This window comes from Dendronalium sp. ChiSLP03b, from assembly GCF_034531165.2.
Lineage (GTDB): Bacteria > Cyanobacteriota > Cyanobacteriia > Cyanobacteriales > Nostocaceae > Dendronalium > Dendronalium minutum.
On sequence record NZ_JAVRBR020000059.1, the window covers coordinates 19,659 to 44,774 of the forward strand.

27 protein-coding genes are annotated in these 25,116 nt (G+C 41.0%); 18 read left to right on the plus strand and 9 right to left on the minus strand.

The annotated features are described in order from the left end of the window. Positions 1-74: 74 nt before the first annotated feature. The 3 genes from RMY31_RS14925 (at position 75) to RMY31_RS14935 (ending at position 2,907) form a co-directional block, all read left to right on the plus strand. Complete coding sequence (locus RMY31_RS14925) at positions 75-1,361, plus strand: pitrilysin family protein (RefSeq protein WP_322664129.1); 1,287 nt, start codon at positions 75-77, stop codon at positions 1,359-1,361. A gap of 123 nt (positions 1,362-1,484) precedes the next feature. After that, complete coding sequence (locus RMY31_RS14930; protein ID WP_322664075.1) at positions 1,485-2,432, plus strand: peptidoglycan-binding domain-containing protein; 948 nt, start codon at positions 1,485-1,487, stop codon at positions 2,430-2,432. 121 nt (positions 2,433-2,553) lie between these two features. Next, positions 2,554-2,907 carry a phage holin family protein gene (locus RMY31_RS14935; RefSeq protein WP_322664077.1) on the plus strand — a complete coding sequence of 118 codons (354 nt, stop codon included), beginning with the start codon at positions 2,554-2,556 and terminating at the stop codon, positions 2,905-2,907. Here the strand turns inward: RMY31_RS14935 and RMY31_RS14940 are convergent. Beyond that, positions 2,891-3,433: a cobalamin biosynthesis protein gene (locus tag RMY31_RS14940; RefSeq protein WP_322664078.1), complete on the minus strand. Its 543-nt coding sequence runs from the start codon at positions 3,431-3,433 to the stop codon at positions 2,891-2,893. The two genes, RMY31_RS14935 and RMY31_RS14940, sit on opposite strands and share 17 nt — an antisense overlap. Positions 3,434-3,937: 504 nt before the next feature. Next, entirely contained in the window at positions 3,938-5,215 is a 1,278-nt protein-coding gene (locus RMY31_RS14945; protein WP_322664079.1) for an ankyrin repeat domain-containing protein, read from the minus strand. Between the two features lie 352 nt (positions 5,216-5,567). Here RMY31_RS14945 and RMY31_RS14950 point away from each other — a divergent pair, with 352 nt between their 5' ends. Further along, positions 5,568-6,038, plus strand: a complete 471-nt coding sequence (locus RMY31_RS14950) for a DUF4079 domain-containing protein (RefSeq protein WP_322664082.1) — start codon at positions 5,568-5,570, stop codon at positions 6,036-6,038. A gap of 71 nt (positions 6,039-6,109) precedes the next feature. On the opposite strand, the gene RMY31_RS14955 is transcribed toward RMY31_RS14950, so the two are convergent. Beyond that, positions 6,110-6,790, minus strand: a complete 681-nt coding sequence (locus RMY31_RS14955) for a DUF1997 domain-containing protein (protein WP_322664083.1) — start codon at positions 6,788-6,790, stop codon at positions 6,110-6,112. 178 nt (positions 6,791-6,968) lie between these two features. Here RMY31_RS14955 and RMY31_RS14960 point away from each other — a divergent pair, with 178 nt between their 5' ends. Together RMY31_RS14960 and RMY31_RS14965 are read left to right on the plus strand one after the other, a co-directional pair. Next, the gene (locus tag RMY31_RS14960) at positions 6,969-7,628 is read left to right on the plus strand and encodes an SDR family oxidoreductase (RefSeq protein WP_322664085.1); all 660 of its coding nucleotides are present in this window, start codon (positions 6,969-6,971) and stop codon (positions 7,626-7,628) included. Positions 7,629-7,859: 231 nt separating this feature from the next. Beyond that, the gene (locus RMY31_RS14965; protein WP_322664131.1) at positions 7,860-8,504 is read left to right on the plus strand and encodes a glycoside hydrolase family protein; all 645 of its coding nucleotides are present in this window, start codon (positions 7,860-7,862) and stop codon (positions 8,502-8,504) included. 13 nt (positions 8,505-8,517) lie between these two features. Here RMY31_RS14965 and menH read toward each other — a convergent pair whose 3' ends face one another. Continuing rightward, a complete protein-coding gene (gene menH, locus RMY31_RS14970) occupies positions 8,518-9,339 on the minus strand; it encodes a 2-succinyl-6-hydroxy-2,4-cyclohexadiene-1-carboxylate synthase (RefSeq protein ID WP_322664087.1) in 822 nt (273 codons plus the stop codon). Between the two features lie 145 nt (positions 9,340-9,484). Then, entirely contained in the window at positions 9,485-9,886 is a 402-nt protein-coding gene (locus tag RMY31_RS14975) for a metal-sensitive transcriptional regulator (protein WP_322664089.1), read from the minus strand. Between the two features lie 149 nt (positions 9,887-10,035). Here RMY31_RS14975 and RMY31_RS14980 point away from each other — a divergent pair, with 149 nt between their 5' ends. Further along, positions 10,036-10,185 carry a hypothetical protein gene (locus tag RMY31_RS14980; RefSeq protein WP_409877969.1) on the plus strand — a complete coding sequence of 50 codons (150 nt, stop codon included), beginning with the start codon at positions 10,036-10,038 and terminating at the stop codon, positions 10,183-10,185. Positions 10,186-10,563: 378 nt separating this feature from the next. After that, on the plus strand, positions 10,564-11,781 hold the full coding sequence (locus RMY31_RS14985) for an HhoA/HhoB/HtrA family serine endopeptidase (protein ID WP_322664091.1): 1,218 nt from the start codon (positions 10,564-10,566) through the stop codon (positions 11,779-11,781). A 110-nt stretch (positions 11,782-11,891) separates the two neighbouring features. On the opposite strand, the gene RMY31_RS14990 is transcribed toward RMY31_RS14985, so the two are convergent. Continuing rightward, positions 11,892-12,764 (minus strand): MBL fold metallo-hydrolase, encoded by an 873-nt coding sequence (locus RMY31_RS14990; RefSeq protein ID WP_322664093.1) that lies wholly within the window; start codon positions 12,762-12,764, stop codon positions 11,892-11,894. 196 nt (positions 12,765-12,960) lie between these two features. On the opposite strand from RMY31_RS14990, the gene RMY31_RS14995 reads away from it, so the two are divergent. The 6 genes from RMY31_RS14995 (at position 12,961) to RMY31_RS15020 (ending at position 17,642) form a co-directional block, all read left to right on the plus strand. Next, positions 12,961-13,623 (plus strand): cadmium resistance transporter, encoded by a 663-nt coding sequence (locus RMY31_RS14995; protein ID WP_322664095.1) that lies wholly within the window; start codon positions 12,961-12,963, stop codon positions 13,621-13,623. 686 nt (positions 13,624-14,309) lie between these two features. Further along, positions 14,310-14,573, plus strand: coding sequence for an RNA-binding protein (locus RMY31_RS15000; RefSeq protein WP_322664097.1), 264 nt, complete (start codon positions 14,310-14,312; stop codon positions 14,571-14,573). A 740-nt stretch (positions 14,574-15,313) separates the two neighbouring features. Beyond that, the gene (locus tag RMY31_RS15005) at positions 15,314-15,583 is read left to right on the plus strand and encodes an RNA-binding protein (RefSeq protein ID WP_322664100.1); all 270 of its coding nucleotides are present in this window, start codon (positions 15,314-15,316) and stop codon (positions 15,581-15,583) included. A 701-nt stretch (positions 15,584-16,284) separates the two neighbouring features. Continuing rightward, on the plus strand, positions 16,285-16,464 hold the full coding sequence (locus RMY31_RS15010; RefSeq protein ID WP_322664102.1) for a high light inducible protein: 180 nt from the start codon (positions 16,285-16,287) through the stop codon (positions 16,462-16,464). Positions 16,465-16,875: 411 nt separating this feature from the next. After that, complete coding sequence (locus RMY31_RS15015) at positions 16,876-17,175, plus strand: RNA recognition motif domain-containing protein (protein ID WP_322664104.1); 300 nt, start codon at positions 16,876-16,878, stop codon at positions 17,173-17,175. Between the two features lie 161 nt (positions 17,176-17,336). After that, entirely contained in the window at positions 17,337-17,642 is a 306-nt protein-coding gene (locus tag RMY31_RS15020; RefSeq protein ID WP_322664106.1) for a P-II family nitrogen regulator, read from the plus strand. 99 nt (positions 17,643-17,741) lie between these two features. Here RMY31_RS15020 and RMY31_RS15025 read toward each other — a convergent pair whose 3' ends face one another. Further along, positions 17,742-18,539, minus strand: a complete 798-nt coding sequence (locus tag RMY31_RS15025; protein ID WP_322664108.1) for a sulfite exporter TauE/SafE family protein — start codon at positions 18,537-18,539, stop codon at positions 17,742-17,744. A 529-nt stretch (positions 18,540-19,068) separates the two neighbouring features. Between RMY31_RS15025 and RMY31_RS15030 the strand changes: the two genes are divergently transcribed. The 4 genes from RMY31_RS15030 to RMY31_RS15045 all read left to right on the plus strand — a co-directional run bounded on the left by RMY31_RS15030 (position 19,069) and on the right by RMY31_RS15045 (position 22,268). Beyond that, entirely contained in the window at positions 19,069-19,830 is a 762-nt protein-coding gene (locus RMY31_RS15030; protein ID WP_322664110.1) for a phosphatase PAP2 family protein, read from the plus strand. A 432-nt stretch (positions 19,831-20,262) separates the two neighbouring features. Beyond that, the gene (locus RMY31_RS15035; protein WP_322664112.1) at positions 20,263-21,099 is read left to right on the plus strand and encodes a sulfite exporter TauE/SafE family protein; all 837 of its coding nucleotides are present in this window, start codon (positions 20,263-20,265) and stop codon (positions 21,097-21,099) included. Between the two features lie 69 nt (positions 21,100-21,168). Beyond that, positions 21,169-21,651 (plus strand): DUF1634 domain-containing protein, encoded by a 483-nt coding sequence (locus RMY31_RS15040; protein ID WP_322664134.1) that lies wholly within the window; start codon positions 21,169-21,171, stop codon positions 21,649-21,651. Positions 21,652-21,821: 170 nt separating this feature from the next. Continuing rightward, complete coding sequence (locus RMY31_RS15045) at positions 21,822-22,268, plus strand: transposase (protein ID WP_322664114.1); 447 nt, start codon at positions 21,822-21,824, stop codon at positions 22,266-22,268. A gap of 213 nt (positions 22,269-22,481) precedes the next feature. On the opposite strand, the gene RMY31_RS15050 is transcribed toward RMY31_RS15045, so the two are convergent. Further along, complete coding sequence (locus RMY31_RS15050) at positions 22,482-23,585, minus strand: glycosyltransferase (protein ID WP_322664116.1); 1,104 nt, start codon at positions 23,583-23,585, stop codon at positions 22,482-22,484. A gap of 295 nt (positions 23,586-23,880) precedes the next feature. Then, complete coding sequence (gene hpsE, locus RMY31_RS15055) at positions 23,881-24,849, minus strand: hormogonium polysaccharide biosynthesis glycosyltransferase HpsE (RefSeq protein WP_322664118.1); 969 nt, start codon at positions 24,847-24,849, stop codon at positions 23,881-23,883. Positions 24,850-25,116 lie beyond the last annotated feature (267 nt).

Consider the following 25,116-nt stretch of genomic DNA (forward strand, 5'->3'; position numbering starts at 1 on the left):
CAAGGGCAGATGGGCAGTGGAAGAAATAACTAATTCCTGCCTTCTGACAACTGACAACTGACTCCTGACAACTCATAATTCAAATCGTGAAACCTTCCCTATCCCACTCCCCTATCCATCGCACTGTATTAAACAATGGCATTGTAGTGCTAGTGGCAGAAAATCCGGCTGCGGATATTATTGCAGGGCGGATTTTTATTCGTGCCGGCAGTTGTTACGAAAAGCAGGAGCAGGCAGGGTTAGCCTATTTGCTCTCAGCAGTCATAACAAAGGGATGTGATGGACTTTCGAGTTTAGAAATCGCCGAACAAGTCGAGTCAGCTGGGGCGAGTTTGAGTGCGGATACAGCCACTGATTATTTTTTGCTGTCATTAAAGACAGTAACATCAGACTTTGCGGAAATCTTAGCATTGGCAGGACGGATTTTGCGATCGCCTACATTTCCAGAAGTCCAAGTGGAACTAGAACGGCGTTTGGCACTACAAAATATTCGCTCCCAACAAGAGCAGCCATTTACTATTGCCTTCGAGCAAATGCGGCAAGTAATGTACCAAAACCATCCCTACGCGATGTCGGTGTTGGGTAACGAAACTACCATGAGCCACTTAACGCGTGCGGACTTAGTAGAGTATCACCAAAATTATTTCCGTCCGGATAATTTGGTAGTTAGTATTGCCGGTCGAGTTACGCAACAAGATGCAGTCGCATTGGTAGAACAAGTATTTGGTGATTGGCAAGTTCCCGATCGAGCGCTGCCAATTCATGATTTACCTGAGATCCGAGTCGAACCGCAACACCAGATCAAGCCCATGCAGACACAGCAATCAATTGTGATGTTGGGCTACTTAGGATCGTCGGTGATTTCTCCTGACTACGCCCCACTTAAGTTGCTTTCTACCTACTTGGGAAATGGGCTTTCAAGTCGCTTGTTTGTGGAATTACGAGAAAAGCGGGGACTAGCTTATGAAGTATCTGCATTTTACCCAACACGGCTGTATCCAGCGTCATTTGTAGTTTATATGGGCACAGCACCAGAAAATACCAGTATAGCTGTAAATGGACTGCGTACAGAAGTGGATCTACTCTGTAACGCAGAAGTATCACAAAGCGCACTACAAGCGGCTAAGAACAAGATACTCGGGCAGTATGCCTTAGGTAAACAAACTAACGGGCAAATTGCTCAAATATACGGCTGGTATGAAATTTTGGCTTTAGGAATTGATTTTGATACTAAGTTTCAAGAGTTGATTGCATCTGTGAGTGCCAAAGATGCCATGGCAGCCGCGCAGCGGTATTTACAGGAACCTTATTTGTCTTTAGTCGGTCAAGAAGAAGCAATTAATAACGCTCTTGACTATTGACTATTGACTGTTAACGACCGTTACAAGCAATTATACAATTTATACGTGATGCTAGCTTACCAGCTGTTTTCTAGACTCAAGCGGCTGTAATATTAGCATCAGAAGATTCTGGGAACAAATTCCATGAAAGGCAGCCTGAAAGCAAGTATCTTGAACTACTTAAGGTCACCGAAAGCATTTCGCTTCTTGAGCGCAAATAAGTTTTATTGGTTACTCCTTTGCTCTACGTCTCTGCTCATTGGTTTCTCTGGTGTAGTATCAATTGCCGCACAACAAGAAATTGCCCAAGTAAATGTCGGAAATAACATCAATCGTCCTACCCTCAAAGTTGGCAGCCAAGGCGAACGTGTATCCGAACTTCAGGCCGCTCTGAAGCTTTTAGGGTTTTACTCAGATACAGTAAATGGTGTCTATAACGAAAATACAGCTAACGCTGTTTCTCGTTTTAAACAAGCAGTTGGCTTAAATCCAGATGGCATTGTTGATGCCGCCACTTGGCAGCGACTATTCCCAAATGGACTAGCAGCTACACCAAGCGTCTCTTCTAACCCAACACCTAACTCAGCATCTAACTTGACAACATTTCCTGTTCCGACCCAGTCTAGTACAATCGTTCCAACTCAGACTACTACAATTCAAGGTGTACCTCTCAAACCTGAACCAAGACCTGCTACAACGCAAGCTGTAGATCCCAAACCTGAGCCAAGACCTGCTAAGCGCAAACCTAATACAACTCAAAGGTCACAAACAACGCCTAAACGTCCATCAACGCCAACTCGCAGCACATCAAACACACGCAATACAACAACTACACGTACTAGCCAAATTCCAGGCGTTCAATACACTTCAGAAGGATGGCCGATTTTACGATTAGGGATGCAGAATCCCGAAGTTACCAAGTTGCAACAGCGACTGCAAAGGCTTGGTTTTCTCAAAGGCGGTATAGATGGAGACTTTGGTCCGACAACCGAGGAAGCAGTGAAAGCAGCTCAAAAACGTTATGGACTAGAGGCTGATGGGGTAGTTGGTGGCGGTACTTGGGAAGTTCTCTTGCGGCGATCGTCAAGGTAACGGTAGGCTAAATACATATTTGACAGTTTCTTTAGTCACTTTGTTGATGGCTAATCGGTAACAGCTAATTGCCATTAGCCATAAGTGAGTCAATTTAAGCTTTTTCTTAATATTTGAAATTATGAAACATTTTTTATTAACTTGGCTTGGAACTGCGGTTGCTTTGCTGATCACTGCTAATATTGTTCCGGGGTTCTCTGTCAAGAATTTTGTAGCTGCCCTTATTGCTGTAGCAGTTATCGGACTAGTTAATGCATTTATTCGACCAATTTTAAGTATTTTGGCGTTTCCGATTACCTTACTTACTTTTGGCTTATTTACATTTGTGATTAACGCCTTAACCCTCTGGTTGGCAAGTGCTCTAACACCTGGTTATGGTTTTGAGATTCAAGGTTTCTTGCCTGCTTTTTTGGGATCGATTGTATTGACGATTGTTTCTAGTGTAATTAGTTATTTCCTCAGAGCGGTTTTGTAAGATAAGTTAAGTGAATGCACGATAAGGGATGTAAATATCCCTTATCCTCGCACTCTTGAGCAACAGCTAGCGTTACTGCTTTTAATTGCCCGTGTAAGCGAAAAATTTGTTTAGGAATCAAAAGCCTCACTTTTAATTTGGCAGGCACAGGGAGTAATTTGGAGCAGTTGGATGAATTGGGATGAGAGGCGGCGAGAATAGCCGCTGCTTCCGCAACGCTGGGTGTTCCCACTTGCGCTTCAATAATTTTCGCCGGGTTAGGCACAGAGACAGTAGACAGAATTTCTGCTGTAAAGGTTTTTATAGGTAAATTGCGTAGGCGGCAAAGTTCTACTAAAGCAACTTCAGAGGCTTTGGTATTGATGGTAGCAAAACCTGCGATCGCACGTCGATCGAGTTGATTATATTTAAAGACTTGCTCAATTGCTGTTTCAATTAACTGTAACGAACTACCACTCTGGCAGCCAATTCCCACCCATAAATCTCGTAACTGCCACTGCTGTTCGCTAATTTTTTCTTTTACCAAGGTTATCTCAGTTGAATTTCAAACTTGGAATTACTTCGCAATCCTAGATGAGATTAGCCTTTTCATTTGCCCGTTCACTATGATACTTGGAAACTGATCGTTAGAATACTGTTCCACGAAATCAAAACCTATATATTAAGCATATCTAGCACAGTAGGAAACGCCGAGGGGGAGACTAGGTAAAACATTAAAGGTAATTTCCTTCTTTATTTTGGCTTCTTTGGTATCTTTAGAAGCAAAAACTTTTTACCTGTGCTTTCCCTCGGTATTCCAATTTTTTATCCTCTCCGCCGCAGCAAGCTCACAACAGCTGCGACGGGGTTTTGCTATTTTTACAATCTTATATTTGGATTTGATTCTTTATCTACCTCCTTGGTATTAAGATATATACTCTTCATTTAATGGTTTGTCAATATTTTTATAAAAATCTATTGAGATAAAATTTTTCTTAAAAATTTTGACTTTGCATCACAACAAAGAAAGCCTACAACACCTCTGAAATGGTTATTCCTGCGCTCCAGCCTTTTTTAGACTCCTTACTATATCTCTATAGCCATTAAATTCCGCAATCATCAAAGCAGTATAACCACCCCGGTTTTTCACATTCATCTCTGCTCCAGCTTCAAGCAGTATCTGCACAGCTTCACCATAGCCTCCAGAGGCAGCCCACATCAATGCCGTCGCCCCTGCCGAATCTTGAAAGTTCACATCAGCTCCCTTTGCCAGCAATATCTTGATGATTCCTGTGTAGTTGCGTTCGGTTGCTTTAATCAAAACAGTTTTGCCATCATCTCCCAAAATATTGGCATCAGCACCGTAGTCTAGCAACACCTTTACCGTCTGGGTGTGTCCCTGCGATACAGCTAGTCTTAAGGGTACTTCACCTAGATTTTCATCATTTACATCTCCACCACAATGCAGTAGTGCTTCGACGATTTGGCTATGTCCTTGCAATGCTGCTACAAGCATTGGTGTGTCACCTAGGTGATTTCTAATCTGTACATTTGCACCCCGATTCAGTAATACTTGCACTATATCAATGTAGCCTTCGACAACAGCAATGTGGAGGGCAGTTTCACCATCTTTGTCTTGAAGATTAATTTGGGCCCGATCTAGCAAAGCAGCTGCGATCGCACTATGTCCTGCTGCCGCAGCTGCTGATAGCGCTGTTCCACCATCCACATTTGTCAGATTCACATCAGCCCCAGCTTCCAGTAATGCTTGCACAACATCCAGATTTCCCAAGTCTGCTGCGATCGTTAAAGCTGTTTCGCCTTCTTCATCTTGAAGATTGACATCTGCACCATTTTGTAATAAAACTTTGACAACTGCTGTGTGTCCATGTTTCACAGCTAATTTTAAAGCAGTGTCATCATCTTTATCGGTGAAATTTACTTTGGCATCAGCAGCTAATAAAACTCGTACCACATCGACATAACCTTTGAGTGCTGCTGCCATCAAAGCTGTGCTGCCATCTTCATTGATTGCATCCACATCAGCTCCTCTGGATACTAAAAGCTGCACAATATCAAGCTGATTCGCACTAGCAGCCAACATCAAAGCCGTCAACTTGTAGCGTTTTCTGGGCAAATTGATATTTGCCCCAGCATCTAGTAGCGATCGCACAATTTCGGTGTAGCCTAAATTGGCAGCAAACATTAAAGCCGTGGTACCATCGCGATCGCACGCTTCCACCTCAGCACCCCCAGCCAGTAGCACAGCTAGCCGCGTGATATCGCCACTTTTAGCAGCCTTAAGCAGCAAATCGTTGTTTTCAGTCATGAATGAGTCCCGCACTAACGGGTTTTGTTCGTCTAGTCTCAAAATTTAGTCTGAGATCGTTTAACCACTTTTGCAAGCAGGCTAACTATGAAATAGTAGAGGAAAGAGCGCACGGGGACACGGGGAATTTATTACAAACATTCTCTGCATCTCCCCGGTTTATTTTAAGGGAATCCCAAAAATTAAATTATCCAATTCTTACATCCAATACAACTATATAGATGCTTCTTCGCCAGCTTCCCCTGGGATTAGATATTTTTTATTTGGAAGTCTTTTACCCCAGGCCACTTTAAGCAGCGAACTTAGAGTTATGCTAATTTTTATGAAGATTTAAGAATTCAGCGAGAACACAATGAATCCTGTACTGTCTCCCTCGATTAAATATTGGCTGAACTTTTTTCACCCACTGCTCATGTGGGTACTATTGGCAATCTCACTTTACGCTGCTTATCTGGGGCTACAAGTACAGCGTACCAGAAGCGCTCAAGGGGAAGAGAAGAAAGAACTGATTAAAGGTAGATATAATGTCAAACACTATCAAATTGGGTCTATACTCTTAGCTTTGATGGTGACAGGTGCGATTGGTGGTATGGCTGTCACATACATCAATAACGGTAAGTTGTTTGTGGGGTCGCACCTGCTAGCAGGACTTGGCATGACGGGTTTGATTGCATTTTCGGCTGCCCTATCTCCTTTTATGCAAAAAGGAGCAAATTGGGCACGTGCGACTCACATCTTATTAAATTTCACGCTTTTGGGGCTGTTTGCTTGGCAAGCTGTCACTGGCGTGCAAATTGTCCAAAGAATTCTTACTAATGCGTAGTGCCTAGTCAGGTGTCAGTTGTTTATTTTTCTTGACTGCTGACCACTGACCATTAACTACTGACAATTCACTCACCGCTTTTTGTTGGAACTACCAAAAAATGAAACTTCCAAGGATTGATGAAAATCCTCTTGGACTTTGCGTGTTAAGCGGCGAGACACTTGACGGACGATTTGGTTTAGTAAGCGATCGCCTGTAGATTGAATTAAAGACTTGGGCAATCGCTGAATAAACCGAGGAAAGTGAAGTTGAACTACTAAATCCAATTCCCATTCAACTCGTGTTACTTCACCCGGATTGTTGGAAGCATCCTGAGCCAAATCTTTTAACTGTAGCGATGCTCGATAGTCTACGTCGTAACCAGGCGGTTGATAGTCAGGAATGGGGATTGTACGAATACGATAGACTCCAGCATCTGGAGGTAATAATTCTAAACCAATTTTTGGCTCTACTTCATAACCAAAAGAGCCAAAACGACCGATTGTCAAAGCATAACCATTTTCACCCAGAGGTTGCACCTTCATCGGTTCAGCACAACGCGTAAACCACGAACCGTGAGTATTGAGATACTTGACAACTGTATCTGCTGGGGCATACATTTCCATACAATCACTATAACGACCGTAAAACTTGGTCGGTGTCCCTACAGATGCTTCCTGGGATATTTCGTCAGTTTCTTGTTGGCTTGAGGTTACAGGTAAAACAGTTTCTGGTATTTCTAAAGAATGATATTCGCCGTTTGTTGAAAGCATCAATGCATTCCCCTCTAAGTTGGCGTTAGTCTATATTAATAATTCCCAGCTTGTTTGGGTCGTTTAGCAATGAGACTCCATTTTGACCGAAATCTCAAGAATATGTCACGAACTTTATAAAATCACTAAAATAAAGAACTAAACAAGCACATATTAGTTTCCCAGGATAGCGTGTGTCATGAAAGCATTTGTAGCAGGGGCAACAGGTGAAACAGGTCGTCGGATTGTACAAGAACTGATAGCGCGGAACATCCCCGTTCGTGCTTTAGTGCGGGATACAGAGACGGCTAGAGCTATTTTGCCTCCCGGCGCTGAATTAGTGGTAGGTGATGTGTTAAAACCAGAAAGCCTGACTGCTGCTTTGGGAGACAGTACAGTCTTGCTATGCGCCACTGGGGCAAAACCCAGCTTCAACCCCACTGGTCCATATAAAGTTGATTTTGAAGGTACTAAAAATTTAGTTGATGCAGCTAAAACCAAGGGAATTGGGCATTTTGTCTTTGTTTCTTCTTTATGTACTTCTCAATTGTTCCATCCTTTAAACTTATTCTGGCTGATTTTAGTTTGGAAAAAGCAAGCGGAGGAGTACATCCAAAAAAGTGGTCTTACCTATACCATTGTGCGACCCGGCGGTTTGAAGAATGAAGATAACACAGATGCGATCGTCATGCAGAGTGCTGATACATTATTCGATGGTAGTATTCCTCGGCAAAAAGTCGCTCAAGTTTGTGTCGAGTCATTGTCTGAGCTAGCTGCACGCAATAAAATTGTTGAGATTGTTGCTAAATCAGAGGCTACCTCTAAAAGCTTTGGGGAGTTATTTGCTAACGTCGCCTGATTGAATAGTGCTGAGTTAGGAGTCAAAAAGACAAGGGGACAAGGTATATAATCCCTCTAATCTGCCTCATTCCCCTCTTTCCACCTAGCGTATGGCGAACTTTACCGAAATCAGTACATCGATTGTTGTTGTTAGCAAATATAGTGAATTTGAAGGAGTCTGACTCTGAAAGGCTTTGAATTCAAAGGCGTTGAAAAACTGATTGGCCCCATAGCCGCACTTCTCGCTTTCATATGTTTGTTGCAGTGGTATATATTTGGAGACTTGCGATCGCCTTCCGATCCCATGTTTAATGTCAAACAACCACCTTTGGTCATGAAAGGGGGTGACCCTCACATCCGCGCCTTGATGCGAACTATCTCAGCTAGTGAGGCAAATGGCAACCGTCCCTATTCTCTGTTGTACGGTGGACAGCAAGTTAACGATCTCAGTCGCCATCCTGAGATGTGCATCACAATTGTCATTGGCCCCAACACGGGCAATTGTTCCACCGCCGCTGGCAGATATCAAATTATCAATACGACTTGGTATAATATTGCCCCTCGTTATCACCCAAACCCAAAGCGGTTAATGTTTTGGGTTTCTTATAGTTTTGAGCCAGAATATCAAGACTTAGTAGTTTACCGTTGGTTAAATGATTCGCAAGTTTGGGGAACTGATATTGGTCAACTGCTGCGTCAGAGAAAGTTAAATGAAGTATTGCGGCGACTGTCTCCTACATGGACAAGTTTGGGATATGGCATAGAGACCAATTCCATCAGCAGTTCTTTGCCTAAGATTTACCAGACAATGTTGCAAGAGGAATTAAAAACAGCCAATCAATCGCCATCACCAAGTTTGACCTCAACACCAACCTCGCAACCTAATAAAAAGTAATTACAATCTAGTTTTATGGCTGCTGCTTAGTTAAAAACTCTCTAAGATTTTGCACAAATTCCAAAGTATTTTCAAAATGAATATTATGTGCAGAATTATTGATTAATTTAACTTGAGCAAATTTCAAGATTTTAGCCATTTTTGTATTAATATTTATAAATTTTGCATCATATTCACCAACTAATAAAAGTAAAGGTACTGTATGATTTTTTAGCTTTTCCCATAAAGAGGGTTGGCTACCAGTACCCATGAATTTTAGTGACTTAGTTAGTTCACCTGGATGATTCTGTAATCGACTTTCTAACATGCAATCAAAGTTAGGATGTTTGTTTATAAAACCAAAAATTGGCTGATTGTACCAATTTAATAGAAAAGTAGCAAAATCACTTTTGGTAACACTTCTTGCTAGTTTCCTCGCTATTTGAGCATCTTGTTTAACTCGTTTTAGTCTTTCTACTTCTGTTGCTAAACCTGGAGAAGCTGACTCCAGCACAACTTTAGGAAACCTTTCCGGAAAATGAAGTGCAAGATATAAAGCCAATCTCCCACCCATTGAATAGCCAACTAAAAAGCATTGAGTAATCTTTAATTCATTTAATAAATTAACCAAAGCCTTGGCAGTGTTTGCCATTGTGTAATCTTCATCCCCGCCCAAGACTTGAGTTTTGCCATGTCCAGGAAGGTCAAGTGTTAGATAAGAAAAATCATCGGCTAGTAATTCTATAACTTCATCAAATTCTTGAATATTGCCCATGAAGCCATGCAAGAAAAAAATCAGTGGTCTATCTGTATTAGATATTAAAGAATAGTTAAATCGATAATCGTCAAAAACCATATTATTAGTAAATTAGACAATATCTTACAAATATAGCTTGACAAAGAAACTATACTGGAAAAACCCTTCACATACAGCCAAAATATCGAAAGTTCAGTTGCCACAATATGTATCGTGGTACTAGTTGATTATTTGTATTTTTGAATTAAGGTAAAAACCGATCTAAAGCTGCTTTTAACTGTTCAATTTCAGTTTCCATATTGCCTTCTTTAGCGGCTCTGGCAATACACTCAGTTAAATGTTCATCCAAAACGATTCTTGCTACCCGATCCAATGCACCCCGCACAGCAGCAATTTGCAATAATACATCAGGACAAGGGCTACTTTGTTGCACCATTGTTTTAATGCCGCGAACGTGTCCTTCTATACGTGAGAGCCGATTGACAATTCGCCGTAATGACTCTTCGCTATGGACGTGAGGATGTATCGATTCTCCATGGTCATGAGTATGAGCTGCATCTTCGTGGCTTGCATCGTGACTATGGGAGTTTTCTGCTTGCTGAGATATAGGTAAAGATTCTTTGGCTAGTCGGTTTGATCCATTCATGGGTTATCAAAGCACTGGTAGTACTAACTAAGATCGTAGCGCTAGCGGCGACCTAGGAGAAGGAGTACAAGTCAGCAGAGCCTTGACGCTCGAGGACTCGCGCTTCGCTGCGCTAACGGCAGTCGCTCATGGGGAGCCACTCCGTTGCGGTGAGCAGTCCGTTGGGCGGCTTCGCGGACTTGAAGGAACTGCGAACCCGAAGGGGGGTTACCCCCGTTGTAGGCGGAACGCCTTCCCGTAGGGTAGGAAGTGGCGTGGAAACCCCCAAGACCCTTTGGGTGACGCTCCTGCGTCGCTAACGCTACGCTAACACCAACGCAGTGGCTCCCCAAGACCACACTTATTCATCACTGACTCCTAACTCCTCAATTCTCAGTAAATGGGTAAAACCCGAACCTGCAAAGGGGGAATCTCCATAATAGCTATGGAGCTAAATATTCAATTAATTTTAATTAGGGTAGCTTACATAGTACCCTAACTTCAGTAATTCAGGAATGAAGCGAAACCTGAAACAGATAATAAATGTCAGTACGCTGGGATTTTCATCCAACCTGTAAAAATAATTGTAGATAGATTTGTCACCTGAAGTATGAAGTTTCAAACATTAGCTTTTAGTCTTTACGCTTCCTTTTGTCATGAATAAGTAACAATTAGGCTTATAAATTTAGGTTGTGATTATGCGATTTTCCAAACTACCTCGTTCTATACGTCAACTCAGTACTCATGTGTTAGCCATCTTTTTAGGAGTTTTGCTAACAGTTAGTTCCCTGCGGGTATTACCCTCCCAAGCGGAACCTGCACCAAATCCGGCGACTAACACGGATGCGCCAGAACTGATCGCCCAACGACAATCGCCAGCAACCACTGCTATAGGCAGTACTAGCTTTGTGACAGCAGCCGTGAATCGTGTTGGCACAGCAGTTGTCAGGATTGATACAGAACGTACAATTACTCGTAGAGTCGATCCATTTATGGAAGATCCGTTTTTCCGGAGGTTCTTTGGTGACAGCTTACCTCAACAGTTACCTTCTGAACAATTGCGGGGTCTTGGTTCTGGTTTCATCATTGACAAGAGCGGGTTGATTTTGACTAATGCTCATGTGGTAGATAAAGCTGATAAAGTAACAGTTCGCCTCAAGGATGGCCGCACTTTTGAAGGAAAAGTTCAAGGCATTGATGAAGTAACAGATTTAGCGGTTGTAAAAATTAACGCCGGTAACGATTTACCAGTCGCTTCCTTGGGTTCTTCTAATAATGTACAGGTAGGAGACTGGGCGATCGCAGTTGGTAATCCTTTAGGATTTGATAATACCGTGACCTTGGGAATTGTCAGTACCCTCAAACGTTCTAGCGCCCAAGTCGGCATTTCTGACAAACGCTTAGACTTTATTCAAACCGACGCAGCGATTAACCCTGGTAACTCCGGCGGGCCACTATTGAATGAACGCGGTGAAGTGATTGGGATTAACACTGCAATTCGTCCGGATGCAATGGGTATTGGCTTTGCTATTCCTATTGATAAAGCTAAAGCGATCGCATCTCAATTGCAACGTACTGGAAAAGTTGCTCACCCTTATTTAGGCGTGCAAATGGTAACTTTAACACCCCAGTTAGCAAAGCAAAATAACACCGATCCTAACTCTTCTATTGAGATACCAGAAGTTAACGGTGTTTTGGTAATGCGAGTTATACCAAATTCTCCAGCGGCTACAGCTGGCATCCGGCGCGGCGATGTCATTGTCCAAATTGATGGCACAGCGATCGCCACTGCCGAACAGTTGCAAAATATTGTAGAAGATAGTCGCCTTGGTCAGGTGTTACAGGTGAAAGTGCGACGGGGTAATCAAACACAGCAGCTATCAGTACGCACAGCTGAGTTGCAAAATGCTTCATAGTTAGTGCTGAGTCTAGGGGTAAGCCTTAGACATGGGTGTCAATTAAGAATCAAGAGGCCCAAATAAGCTGAGTGTCAGCGTTAATTTCTCGATAACGCTGACACTCAGCTTTAAAAAGTTTCCATCAATTCAATACACTTGTGCATCTGCTGGCGCATAGTATCGGTATCAGCATGAAACCTTCGCCCATGACCTGGTAGCACCCATTCAAAAGAGTAATTAGCCAAGTCACGCATTGATTTAATTTGTTCTGGCCAAGAATACCAGCAGACATTGTGGAATGCTGCTAATTGATGCAAGCTTTCTGACCAAGCGAGATGGTCGCCAGTGAAGAGATACTTATTTTTGTAGAGTAGAACCGTGTGTCCTTTGGTGTGACCGGGAACCGGGATAATTAGCAAATCTGGAGTCAGGGAAAATGGTTCCAAACCAGTTAGCTGTATTTCTACATTCCGAGTACCTGCGGAAATCTCATCAGCATGGAGAATACGCTGACAGTGGAAATGTTCGGCAAACTTTTGATGATCCGCCACATCATCCCTATGAGTTAGGTATAAATAACGAATTCCCCCCATTTCTTCTAAACGCTTAACTAAGGGCGTTACAAAGCTGGGAGAATCAACTAAGATATTACCTTCTGGAAGTTGAATGAAATAACTAGCAGCACCATAAGATTTTTCAGAATGATAGCCGCAGTGATAAACATTTTCATCTACTAAAATCGGAAAACTTTGTTGAGCAACTTTGATATCCTCTGGCTTCTCAACTGTACCAATGGAATTGGTGGGACAAGCTAAAAGCGCTTGGAGTGCTGCTAATCTTTCTGTTTCGTTATTTGGTTGATGATAGACTGCTGACTGTTCATCAACACTATAAAAAACTTCGGGAGTCATCCAGCGGCATGTATCACAATCAATACAAGTGGTATCTACATAAAAATCGCCGTTGACATTTTGCGGGCGACGAAGATTTAAATGAGCCATGTTATACCTCTCTATACCTAGCTACTTGCTAGGCGGGCAGTAAATCCCTATATCACCACGCTAGCAAAACAACTCTTGACTAATGAAAAATTTCACCACCAAGTATGAGAATTTGGCTTTTCCCTCCACCCGCTTTCAGGCGTAGGTACTAGGAGATTAATTTGCTATTGCGATCGCTATGTTTTAACCATCCAGCATGAGTCACCTAATAGCAGCTTTCACTGAAGGGATAGTTGCTTTTACAGCCACAAATATCGATGACATCATTATTCTGCTGCTATTTTTCTCACAAATAAACGGTAATTTTCGGCGGCGGCATATTTTTATTGGTCAGTACCTTGGTTTTGCTGCGATCGTTATCGCTAGCTTACCAGGATATTTTGGTGGCTTGGTAGTGCAACGAGAATGGATAGGATTGCTAGGACTACTACCCATAGCAATTGGTTTCAAGCAATTAGTAGACCGGAAACCAGAAACCACAGAAGTTCAGACCGTAAGCAGTGATTTTAAGCAGTCTTCACACAGGAACCCCATAGTAGCTTTTATTGGGAGTATTTTGCATCCTCAAACTTATAAAGTGGCAGCAGTCACAGTTGCTAATGGTGGCGACAATATTAGTATATATATTCCCTTATTCGCTGGTCACACCTTTGCTAGTTTGGGAGTAATTTTAATAGTATTTTTTTTCATGTTAGGCGTGTTGTGTGCTGTTGCTTATCTGTTAAGCCGACAAGCTGCTATTGCCTATGCATTAAGTCGCTACGGTAAGCTTGTGGTTCCTTTTGTGTTGATTGGCTTGGGTTTATTTATTATGTATGAAAGAGGCACATTCAGCCTATTACCTTGGGTAAAAGGTTAACCGATTTTCAATTTTAAATTGCGATTGATAATCAATCCTTTATGAACATTTAATATCTGGTGCGATCGCACCAGATAAATTTTGTTGTTTTGCTTCAGGAAAGATTTGATAATCAGATTGCGTATTTAGCAGATTGAAATCCTGCTGAACGTAGTATCCAAATAGACCAGAGATATTGTTTAACTACACATAAAGTCCAGCAAGCTTTTATTTGTCTTGCTGAAGTTAGCGGGACACCTGAAACTCTAATAAAGTCAGTATACGTAAACTAATCGAAAGCAATCGAATCAAACCAGTAATATGGTCTTCATGTTGCAAGTAAATCGGTGTCAAGGATAAGGAAAAAATATCAAGAAATATGAAGAATAAATCTTTTTGGTAATATTTGTATTACAAGATAAATGCCTGATAATGCGTTAGTGTTGTAGTACGTTTTGAAGTTATGGGTGAGCTTCCTCTAGATGCTAATTAACTTTTTTGAGTTTAACCAGAAGCTACAATCATTTAACAGCACTGCTTACAAAGATATATACTTGCGATTATAACCAACTGTAGACTTCCACAAATCTAATCGTATATTTAAGTGTTATGTTTAAATTAGCGAGAAATATTTTCGGCTATGTGAATAAGCCCGTGACACCTTCCCGGATCTAAATCTCTACAGTATATTTATTCGGGAGATTTTTATGTCACTTTATGTCAGCAATTTTTCTGGTCAAATTAAGGAAAATGAACTTAACCAAGCATTTTCAGAATACGGTTCTGTTAAAAGAGTTCAATTATCCATTAATCAGGAAACTGGTGAGGAAAGCGGATTTGCATCTGTAGAGATGGAAACAGATGCTGAAGAAGCATCTGCGATTAAGGCACTTTTGGGCAGTAAGTGGATTGTTCGTCGTCTCAAAGTTAATAAAGCTATTAATGGTTTAGATACAAGTTCCTCATCCTGACATTTGTAATGCTTGCATACAAATCAAAGCTTTGATAGTCCATTAAATTAAAATACATTTTCCTTATACAAGTCGCAACTTTGACTGACTCTCATATCTAGGTGAAATAATTCTATACTTCGGGAGTGTAAATAAATTTACAAATTCCTGTATTTGCCTCACTGAACTTTGCTCGTTTTGTAGCTTCAGAACTAAAACCAAAATCATTAAGCAAAAAATATAGCTAAACGTTGTCTACCTTGAAAACTGTAGTTTTTTGCCAAAATACTGAGATTGCCTCCTTACGTCGCAATGAAACATCTGAATTATTAGAAACTCCAGATTTAAACATGGACAAGATTTAAATTCTTAAAGGTTTTGGGAATTAAAAACCTATAAATTTTAAATATGAAAGGAAAAAATTGTGTATTAAACTAAAAATTGCTGCTACTTCTAGTGAAATCTATAGCTTCAAAATACATTGTTGAAGTTAAACTCTGGCTAGATTATAGCAAATTTTCAATCGCGCGTTTTTTACACGAAAATTTATTCAGAATTGGTATAAATTAACCTTTTTTGCCTTGGACAAAAGAGTAATTTGATAATTTTTAACTACTATAGTTTACACTGAATTGGGCGTGTTTCAAATTTAAAACTATGTTATAATTAGATTACCGAGAAATATTTTTGGTCAAGTGATTGACTATATAGACACCTCTCCAAATCTAAATCTCTACATCCTCTGAATTGGGAGATATTCTATGTCAGTTTATATTGGTAATCTATCCCATGAAGTTGAAGATGAGGACATCAGACATGTATTTTTAAAGTATGGATCTATTAAGAGAATTCTACTGTCTACAAACCAGAAAACAGGGGAAAAGAGGGGATTTGCAGTTGTAGAAATGGAAACAGGCACCGAAGAGGTCGCAGCGATTCATGCATTAAGAGGTACTGAATGGATGGGTTATAGCCTCAAAGTTAATAGAGCTAAGACCATCGCAGATACAGGTTCGTCGCGCCAGTTTTAATTGCTGACAAAAGTGTCTAATGCTTTCCTTTTTGCTTTATAAAGTAAGTTAGGTAAGGTATGCCGTGATTTCCTGACCGCAGAATGTGAAGATTTTGACTGCTTAATCTAGTAGGAGAATGTTGATGTCGAAGGAAAGAAAAGGTAACCGAGAAACTAAAAAAGTCAAAAAAGATCCCAACAAAAAAAAGGAGAAAAAAGACCCAAACAGATATGACGGTGTAGGGCAATAACTCTATTAGGATGCAACTTTTCCATTATCCTTAATTGACCCACTTATAACAATAACCAGAGAAAAACATACCCACTGCTCTCATTTCCTCTAAAAGTGGAGGACATGGAGTACGAAGCTTTGCTAAGCCAATTCTTTGATGAAGTTGAGTAGAAATTGAAAATTAAAGCATTGAATGTCAAGGCTGGCGATCGCATTGTTGCCTACTGCAAGAATAAAAGGCAAATCTGCAAGGTCAAACAAATTTTAGATCTAGGTCAGACGAATATCACTCTCTCAGTATTCACGACTGAGCATTATCGCGGCTGCTTAGTCTCATGCGTAGTCCGGTTCCAGTGGGACGCTTTAGTTGAATTAGTAAGTTAAAGCAATTCTTTACTTTATTCAATATCGCATTTTCTGGAAAATTTGTTACATTACGTCACATACATTGGTAACTGCGACAACGCTTGTACTAAGGAGATTTACTCATGTCAGGATTCAAGACTTCTACCTCTACTGTTTCAGATGAGCGTAATGGTGTACGTTTTGGGTTCACTCCTGAGAGTGAAAATTGGAACGGTCGCTTTGCAATGATTGGCTTTATCTCTATTATTTTGATTGAAGCTTTTTCTGGGCAAGGATTCCTTCATTTCTGGGGCATCCTGTAAATTGGTGTAGGTTTTCGCCTTCATCTGGTTAAGCTTGGTTCACCTAGAGGCGAGAACTAATTTTATCTAGCGGCGATTGGGGTAATTCCAAGGGCTTCTACCCTTGGAATTTACAAAGTGTTTATACAATCAACTCTATCCAGAAGAATGTTTACACCGCAGTCATACTTTTACAGTCTGAACTCTAAAGAGCATAATTACCCTTACTTAGATATTAATAACTTATATGACTTTCTATGCTAGTTGTTCAAGCTGTCTCTCTAATATATAGTTTCTATGTCATAGTAGAAGATGAGAGTTAATTCGGCGACCGCGTTTGTTTTTAGTATTGACAGGCTTTTTGTTTTTGGTATTTACAAACTTTTCTCCGAAACTTAAATCTCTATACACTTATGATTTCGGAGATAATCTATGTCACTTTATGTAGGCAATCTTTCTTACGAAGTTACAGAAGAGAGTCTGAATGCTGTATTTGCAGAATATGGTTCTGTCAAGCGGGTTCAGCTACCTACAGATCGTGAAACAGGTCGTTTGCGCGGCTTTGGTTTTGTGGAAATGGGTACAGATGAAGAAGAAACAGCTGCCATTGAAGCTCTTAATGGTGCTGAGTGGATGGGACGTGACCTTAAAGTAAATAAAGCTAGACCTAGAGAAGAAAGAGGCTCATTTGGTGGCAACCGCAGTAATTACGGCGGACGGAACCGTTATTAAGCTTTATAGATTTAATTTTTTGAGCTAATCTGTTAGTCCAGCAACTTAGTTTGATCTATTAACGGCTCAGGCATTTTTGCTTGAGCCTTTTTGACACAAAATTTAGACTACGAACGAAAATATCAGCTTGAGAAGCCAAAATCCCTTTTCTGGAGTTCTCCATGACAGACTTAACATTTCCCGTCCAACCCGCCGTTCTCATCACCATCATAGGTGAAACAGTCTTGAAAGAACGGATTATTAAATTGCTAAAAAGCCATAATGTAAGCGGTTACACCATTAGTCAAGTACAAGGTGAAGGCGGACACGGAAGACGCTTGGCAGATATGGCAGGTTACAACACAAATATTGAAATCAAAACTATTGTTTCATTAGAAGTATCTGATGCGATCTTTTGGGCACTCAAAGACGAGCAGGGCAAGCACGCCTTAATCGCTTTCCGACACAATGTAGAAGCTTTCTATTGATTAACCCCTTTTTATCAGTTTGGGCTAAAATCTGGAATCTTTGTTAGTTATATTGTCGTCAAAAATTTGTTTTTTAAATTTTAGTTTAATACTAAAGAATTAAACTTGATAAACTAACTTCCAACTTACCATCATTAAAATGGCGTAAATAATGAATCGTAGAGGGCGTTGAGGAGTTATTTCGCAAACTTTAGCACCTAGCAGCACACCTGGAACCGAACCTAGCCATATAGGCAATACCAGACTCCAATTAACTGTTCCCAAGGTGAGATGTCCAAGGGATGTAAATATTAATAAAATTGCTGCTTGTGAAATATCTGTACCCACTAACTTACGGGCATCAAGACGAAAAAAGGCAATCAGCACCAAGGCAAACATTGAACCCGATGAAACGCTGGTTAGACCAACTAAACAGCCTAAAATCGCTCCTAATGTAATTGTTAGAAAACGACCCAAGTTAGTTTTTAAATCTAATTTTGGCAGTTCGGGTAAAGTGAACTTAGGAAAAAAAGTCAAGAGCAACAATTGTATGAGAGCCAACACTGTGATTAGCAGAATCGTTACTCCCAGCAAGCGGAGCAAGATGTTATCCAGATTATGCTCTCCTGTATGCTTGACAAGGTGCAAAATTCCCACTCCGAACAGTGAACCAGGAACACTCCCTAATGCCAACCATTTGACCACTTCTGTGTCTAGGGTTTTCTGTTGCCAGTGCTTGACGCTGCCGACTACCTTCATTAATGTGGCAGCCACAACATCAGAACTCACAGCGATAGAAGGCGGCACCTGAAAGACAAAAATCAACATTGGGGTGATCAAAGAGGCTCCACCAATTCCTGTCAACCCAACAATAATGCCAACAAAGAAGCTTAAGAGCGGTAGTAATAAATAGTGCATACTCCTATCCAGAAATGGGTTTTCAAGTGCAATCAGCTCATATAAGATTCAGTTTGGTTTTACTGCTAGAACACAGCAAAGCAGGCAAACTACAGCCCTTTGTGAGACAAAGTTCCTAGTGGCAGGTTATTGCACTTTTGCAGTTTCACATGCAAAAAGCGGTAAGTTTATCGACTTACCGTATTTTACTCATAATCATGATAAAACGTCTAGCGTACTCGTTTTCTCTATCGCACCCAATTAAGAGAATGCTGCATAGTAGAAAAATAGAGTAATCTGCAATTCAGTACACCAACTTATTTAAGACTGCCGATGAGTTCGTGTATCAGTCTTTTTAACTCAAATAGAATAGACTTTATAACACTAAACATCACTGAAGCAGTACTGAGCAATGAGTTCTATGCGCCCCTTCATATTCAGTACTACTGAATATGAAAATGTTCAGTAGTAAGTAGTTCAAGTAACGAACGAGTAACTACTGACAGATAAATTAATCAACAACTTCTACGTTAATCGATCTCTACCTAACATGAAAGATGCGAAAAAAGCTAACAAAGAGCGTCAGACACCTCTTTCTTTTCTCAAAAACTTATTTATTGCCCATTGGCGATCGCTCTTACTCCTCTTGATAGGAGTATATTTACCCTTGCAGGTCTTTGAAATTCTAGCAGTAAAGATTTGGCAGAATGCAGGTGGCTTTCCGTGGGATGTGCCCATTCTTTGGGCAGTTCACTCTACAGCTAACCCACAACTGGATATTTTGGCGATAATGCTGGCTAAATTTGGGTCGTTTTGGACAGCCTTACCGATTTTGAGTGCGATCGCACTCATATTATTATTCCAAAAACGCTGGAGAACTCTAGCCTATTTACTCACCACCTCAATAGGCAGCGCCATTATTAACCGCACAGCAAAAGAATTCATGCATCGAGTGCGTCCTAATCTCTGGGAGTCCAGTGCGCCTGAGTTTGATTTTGCCTTTCCCAGTGGTCATGCTATGACAAGTATGACCTTAGTAGTAATTTTGTTAGTTTTAACTTGGGCTAGCCCTTGGCGCTGGTTGCTTTTCGCGTTCGGCAGCTTGTATGTGGTCGCTGTTGGCTGGTGTCGTCTTTATTTGGGTGTTCACTTTCCCAGTGACGTTCTTGCAGGCTGGATGGTTGCATTAGCTTGGACAATTGGGGTAAGTCTAATTATCAAACCGTATTTGACTCAAGCAATTCCCATAAGTAGCGATAGTCCTGAGGATGAAACTTCTCTACTCCCTGAAGAAAAACAGTTAATACAATAATCAGCGCTCAAGTTGCACATTTGAATAGAATGCAGGAGGCAGAGGGAGCAAAGACAAGGGGGACAAGGAGAATAACTCTTAACTAATAACTCAGCACTTTCAAGTCAGCTACTCATGCGAAAAACCCACAACCAAAGATAAAAATGTCTTTCGTCTAAACCCCTACACCCATTTTCAAGTTAGGAGTACATACTTCAGTCTTTTTGTACTGTAGTGCGATCGCTAATCTCTTAACTTGCTATGTCAATAATCTTATGCATTTATCTGGATGCTATTAAGTGTTTTTATCATCGTGGGTAGGGGCAGCATGACCATGAATAAGCAACAATCAATTATCTGTCAACAGCATTAATTTTAAACTTTAAGTTTTAAACTATACAAAAAATGTTATGGCATCTTGATATACATTTAAAAATTAAAGAGGAATAAAATTTGAGCATTCTGGAATTTTCATTACTAATTTGGATTGGCTCATTTAGCGCAGGCTTAGTAGGAGCGCTAACTGGGTTAGGTGGTGGAGTAGTAATTGTTCCCTTATTAACTTCGGTGTTTGGCGTTGATATTCGATATGCCGTTGGTGCTTCATTGGTATCTGTAATTGCTACTTCTTTAGGTGCAGCATCTATTTATATTAAACAAGGCTATACAAATTTGCGACTAGGAATGTTTTTAGAAGTAGCAACTACAATTGGCGCGATAGTCGGAGCGTTAATTGCTACTTTTGTATCAGTTAAAGCACTAACTATAGCGCTGGCGATCGTCCTCATGTATTCAGCGTACCTTTCACAACGACCCAGAATCGAAAATACGGAAGATGATGCAGCAGATCCCTTAGCAAGCTATCTGAAACTGAATAGTACTTACCCAACTCCTGAAGGGCTGGCATCTTATCAGGTTCATTCTATACCAACAGGGTTTGGACTAATGTTGATAGCTGGAGTGCTTTCTGGGTTGCTAGGTATTGGTTCTGGAGGATTCAAAGTGTTGGCAATGGATCAGGCCATGCGTCTACCGTTCAAAGTTTCTACCACCACTAGCAACTTTATGATTGGCGTGACAGCCGCAGCATCAGCAGGGGTTTACTTAGCACGGGGTTACATCGATCCAGGACTGTCAATGCCAGTGATGTTAGGAGTACTTCCTGGTGCTTTTTTGGGGGCAAGAATTCTTCAAGGCGCTAAAACGCAGATGTTGAGAATTATCTTCAGTATTGTGCTGGTAGTAATGGCTTTAAAGATGGTCTACAACAGTCTCATAGGGGGGCTGTAAAATGTATAAATTTATTTTATTTTTCGCTGGGACTCATCAACACAGTCAAAGAGTAAAGTGGCTACACTCATGATGCAGCAAGAAGATCCATCTGATATTGAACAGCTAGAACAACCTCCCAGCACTGTGGCACAGATGCTGGATGGCTGCGGGATTGATGCTGATGAAAACTTGATGAAAACGCCAACTGAGCTGCAATTGGCAAATTTGCTTAGTAATCTCTTGAAATATGGTGTTTTAATAGCTAGCGCTGTCGTCTTAGTAGGAGGCATACTGTACTTGATTCGCCACGGTGCTGAGCCTGCTGGTTATGGGGTTTTTCGAGGAGAACCATCTGAGTTTCGCTCTCCAGCAGGTGTGTTGAGTGCGGTTTTATTAGGTAGCCGTCGTGGCATTATTCAACTTGGACTGCTGCTACTAATTGCCACTCCAATTGTGCGCGTACTAATTTCCCTAGTAGCTTTCGTACTACGAAGAGAATTTATTTATGCGCTCGTCACCTTCCTAGTACTAGCTAGTCTGATTTATAGCCTTGTAGGAGCTTATTACTAAATTTAATCAGTATCCGAAACATGTTCGTGCTTTCAGTAACTTTGGTAATGCACAACATCTGTAAACTACCGATTCATTTTAGGAAAACTTGTTTCTAAGCGCTATCTACAAGAAGCAAAGATAAATGACACCTAATGTGAATTAGAAAAAAAGGTGGGAGAAGTAAGAAGATGAAAGTTACCAGCTTTTCAACTGTGACTTCCCCCATGACTAGCATAGACTTTGGAACGCTATTAACAACAATCTTTGTAGTGGTAGATGATTGGTGTCACAAGCAAGTAATGCTGTCAACATGGAATGGGATTCCCATATCTTATGACATCGTGCCTGCTAATACAGATGAGAGAATTGCTGCTGAAGGTGTTTTAGAAACGGTCAAGTATAGCGATATTTACGCAGATAAGGGATTTATTTCTGCTGATTGGCAACTAGCGATGTCTAGCGACAAGCCGCTACTCTTCGAGAACGACTTCGTCGAACGCGTCTACGCTCGTCGTACAGGTAATCGAATCTGGACACTCACCCGTGATAACCAGCATCTTCAACATTCTCATGCTTTGAAGCGCTTTATTAGTCGTGTTCGTCAGCGTGTGGAAGGTGGTTTTCACGAAATTTAAAACACTGGTCGTAATCCCGAACGCTTACTTAACAAAACTGTCGATGGCTTTTGCGTACACATTGCGGCCAAAATAGCATCTCACACACTACGTTTATTGCTTCGTCATCGTTTTGGTATTGATGTTCTCACTTTCCAGTCTCAACCTATTTAATTCACATTAGGCGTAATTTCGTATTCTAGATTTAGTTCGGAACCTATCAAATTCACTTTCCTAAACACCCAAAACAGCAAGATATTGTTGTGCGATCGCTTCTAAAGTAAACTGGTCAAGCCAAACTGGATCGACAAATTTAATGTCACCAGACAAAACTTTCAAAATGGCTTGTGCTATTGCTTCAATATCACCAACTTTAACCAACTCGCCATACTTACCGTTATCTAAAATTTCTGCTGGTCCACTGGGACAATTAGTAGAAACTACCGGAGTTCCCACTGCCATTGCTTCTACTAAAACATTACCAAAACCTTCCCAAGCGGAAGATAAAACAAATACAGCTGATGCAGCCATATAAGCATAGGGGTTATTAATAAATCCAGGCAGAGCAACTTTATCCTTTAAGCCTAACTCTTGAACTAGAGACAACAAATTTTGCTTCTCTTTGCCATTTCCCAAAATCATTAGCCGACAGGGTTGTTGGCGCTGCACTTTGTCAAAGGCGCGGATTAAGGTAGGAAAATCTTTTTGTGCCATTAACCTACCAACCCCAAGTATCACAGGTGGTTCTCCAGATGCAAACCAAGGGTGGTTGATAGGTTCTTTAGCCTTTTCTAACAAATCTGAACTAATAACAGGATTGTAAATAGTTTGGATGCGTTCCAAAGGCAAATGCGTGACATTGGCCAAGTCTTGCGCTACCCCTTGAGAAACTGCAATAATCGCATCCGCCCAGGGGTAAAATAGCCGTGCAGCAATAGGACTCAGATGTGCTGTCAATTGGGGCAAATTTTTCGCTTCTACAGAAAGCGTATTGTGTTCCGACACAACAACTCGCGTGGAAACTCCAGCAAGTTGCTTTGCCCATAATGCAATTTCGCAGGGATAGTGCAGTGCAGTTAAGAGGACAACAGGTTGTTCTTGTCGCAAATAACGCACCAACTTGGGTAGGCTCATTGGTAACTTAGGAGCGTTCAAATCGACAATTCGCACATTTGGCGATACCAGAGAAGTGTAAGTCGCATCTATCCCAGTTAGCACCAAATCGACATTGTATTGCTGTTGAACGAAACAGTTCACTAAATTAACCATCAACCGTTCGGCTCCTCCATTAGCAAGACTGCGAAGGAAGACAGCAATTTGGGGTCTAGAGTTTGTCATAGTTGCGAGAAGTTAGGACGGAGGGACAGGGGAGTCAGTGCGTTGCGGAGGTTCCCTCCGTTGTAGCAACTGGCGTGAGCAGGGAAGTAAGTGAACAATTACAGCGGATTTCAAGTTAGTGAAATAAATAACCTAGCTTTCAAAGCCAGGTAAAAAGCGTGTTTTATTCCTGAAACCTGAATTTGGCTGTATTATTCTCCCTCATTACCTTCATTTCTCTATTACAAGTGATGGAACAAATTCGGAGTTGACTCCCTAGGTCGAACGCTGCTCAGTAAAACTCTCTTATAAGACGCTATTTCAGAAATGAAAAAGAACTCATAAAGCGTCCAATTCTACCTTGAAACTCACAGGCTTTGCTAATATCTGTAGCGAATTTGTTGCGGTAGCGTGAATAGTAAAAAATCAGTTTATAAGCATCTGAAATTATATAAAAAGGAGTTAATAAAGGCATGAAAGGACGTTGCCAAGGGTAGAGTCGAGTTAGTCGAAAAGTATAGTTTGCAAGTCCAAAACCGCGAGAGAGTTTCAAAAGATAATCTCTTTCTAATCGCCTAGGTTCAATGTGGTGATATATTTTCATTTGGGGATTGTGCCAGATTTCCCAACGACTATTTTGAATATGATAGAGTGCTTCAGTGTCTTCACCACATCCAGCCATTTTGTTTTTGTTCTCATCTCGACCATGACGTGACAATTTAGGTGGAACGTACTCCAGCCAAGCTTGTTTTCTAACTACGCATCCAGCACCCGCCGGAACTTTTCGAGGTTTGGCATCTCTTGCATAACAAAAGGAACTTTCCCCAGGATTATTCACTGCTAAAAGACTATTAATTTGTTTAAAATAAGAAGGAATTGGTGTATCTAGCTTGGGATAAATAATACTGCCATAAGTACCGATTTGAGAATTTTGGCGACCGAATATATAAGCCTCATATACCCAATTTTCCACAGGTAGATTGTCATCATCCAAGAAGCCAATGAAATTGCTTTTAGCACTTTCAATAGCTTTCTGACGGGCGGCTGCTAATCCTTGTACAGGTTCAAATACACATCGCAACTGACAATCTAAACGCCAGTTTTGAGCATATTTAGAGACAATCTCTACTGTGTTATCTGTGCTATTATTATCGACAACTATTACCTCCCATTTAATACCTTCTAGATCAACTTGTTTATATAGACATTCGAGAACTTCTGGAATGCGTTTAGCCCCGTTATAGGTACAAATGGCAACGGTAAAGTCCATATGATGAATATTCATCTTTTCAACAGTTTTCTGCCCAAGGCAACACCTCACCTTGAATTGTGCCAGATTGTGTATCGCGATGTCTAACGACAAGCCCTACGCGTCTACGCCTAATTCTCAATCGTATTTCTAACTTTACCGAATGTGTTTCTTGAGAGCCTCCAACTAGCGGCTTTGCAGCCAGCAAAATATGAAAGAAACACAAGCATTGAGAATTGGTCAGAGATAAATCTTATACTCAAAATGTACTCTGACAGTTAAGACCGTTTTATCAGTGGTGCA

What these genes read in the sequence shown, in the direction of transcription:
- RMY31_RS15005 (WP_322664100.1), top strand. Translation starts at nt 15,314, where the DNA reads ATGTCAGTTTATATTGGTAATCTATCCCATGAAGTTGAAGATGAGGAC.
- RMY31_RS15040 (WP_322664134.1), top strand. Translation starts at nt 21,169, where the DNA reads ATGATGCAGCAAGAAGATCCATCTGATATTGAACAGCTAGAACAACCT.
- RMY31_RS15010 (WP_322664102.1), top strand. Translation starts at nt 16,285, where the DNA reads ATGTCAGGATTCAAGACTTCTACCTCTACTGTTTCAGATGAGCGTAAT.
- RMY31_RS14955 (WP_322664083.1), bottom strand. Translation starts at nt 6,790, where the DNA reads ATGCTTTCAACAAACGGCGAATATCATTCTTTAGAAATACCAGAAACT.
- RMY31_RS15015 (WP_322664104.1), top strand. Translation starts at nt 16,876, where the DNA reads ATGTCACTTTATGTAGGCAATCTTTCTTACGAAGTTACAGAAGAGAGT.
- menH (WP_322664087.1), bottom strand. Translation starts at nt 9,339, where the DNA reads ATGGTTTTTGACGATTATCGATTTAACTATTCTTTAATATCTAATACA.
- RMY31_RS15020 (WP_322664106.1), top strand. Translation starts at nt 17,337, where the DNA reads ATGACAGACTTAACATTTCCCGTCCAACCCGCCGTTCTCATCACCATC.
- RMY31_RS15025 (WP_322664108.1), bottom strand. Translation starts at nt 18,539, where the DNA reads ATGCACTATTTATTACTACCGCTCTTAAGCTTCTTTGTTGGCATTATT.
- RMY31_RS14995 (WP_322664095.1), top strand. Translation starts at nt 12,961, where the DNA reads ATGAGTCACCTAATAGCAGCTTTCACTGAAGGGATAGTTGCTTTTACA.
- RMY31_RS14975 (WP_322664089.1), bottom strand. Translation starts at nt 9,886, where the DNA reads ATGAATGGATCAAACCGACTAGCCAAAGAATCTTTACCTATATCTCAG.
- RMY31_RS15045 (WP_322664114.1), top strand. Translation starts at nt 21,822, where the DNA reads ATGAAAGTTACCAGCTTTTCAACTGTGACTTCCCCCATGACTAGCATA.
- hpsE (WP_322664118.1), bottom strand. Translation starts at nt 24,849, where the DNA reads ATGAATATTCATCATATGGACTTTACCGTTGCCATTTGTACCTATAAC.
- RMY31_RS14945 (WP_322664079.1), bottom strand. Translation starts at nt 5,215, where the DNA reads ATGACTGAAAACAACGATTTGCTGCTTAAGGCTGCTAAAAGTGGCGAT.
- RMY31_RS14990 (WP_322664093.1), bottom strand. Translation starts at nt 12,764, where the DNA reads ATGGCTCATTTAAATCTTCGTCGCCCGCAAAATGTCAACGGCGATTTT.
- RMY31_RS15050 (WP_322664116.1), bottom strand. Translation starts at nt 23,585, where the DNA reads ATGACAAACTCTAGACCCCAAATTGCTGTCTTCCTTCGCAGTCTTGCT.
- RMY31_RS14930 (WP_322664075.1), top strand. Translation starts at nt 1,485, where the DNA reads ATGAAAGGCAGCCTGAAAGCAAGTATCTTGAACTACTTAAGGTCACCG.
- RMY31_RS14950 (WP_322664082.1), top strand. Translation starts at nt 5,568, where the DNA reads ATGAATCCTGTACTGTCTCCCTCGATTAAATATTGGCTGAACTTTTTT.
- RMY31_RS15030 (WP_322664110.1), top strand. Translation starts at nt 19,069, where the DNA reads ATGAAAGATGCGAAAAAAGCTAACAAAGAGCGTCAGACACCTCTTTCT.
- RMY31_RS14985 (WP_322664091.1), top strand. Translation starts at nt 10,564, where the DNA reads ATGCGATTTTCCAAACTACCTCGTTCTATACGTCAACTCAGTACTCAT.
- RMY31_RS14935 (WP_322664077.1), top strand. Translation starts at nt 2,554, where the DNA reads ATGAAACATTTTTTATTAACTTGGCTTGGAACTGCGGTTGCTTTGCTG.
- RMY31_RS14960 (WP_322664085.1), top strand. Translation starts at nt 6,969, where the DNA reads ATGAAAGCATTTGTAGCAGGGGCAACAGGTGAAACAGGTCGTCGGATT.
- RMY31_RS15000 (WP_322664097.1), top strand. Translation starts at nt 14,310, where the DNA reads ATGTCACTTTATGTCAGCAATTTTTCTGGTCAAATTAAGGAAAATGAA.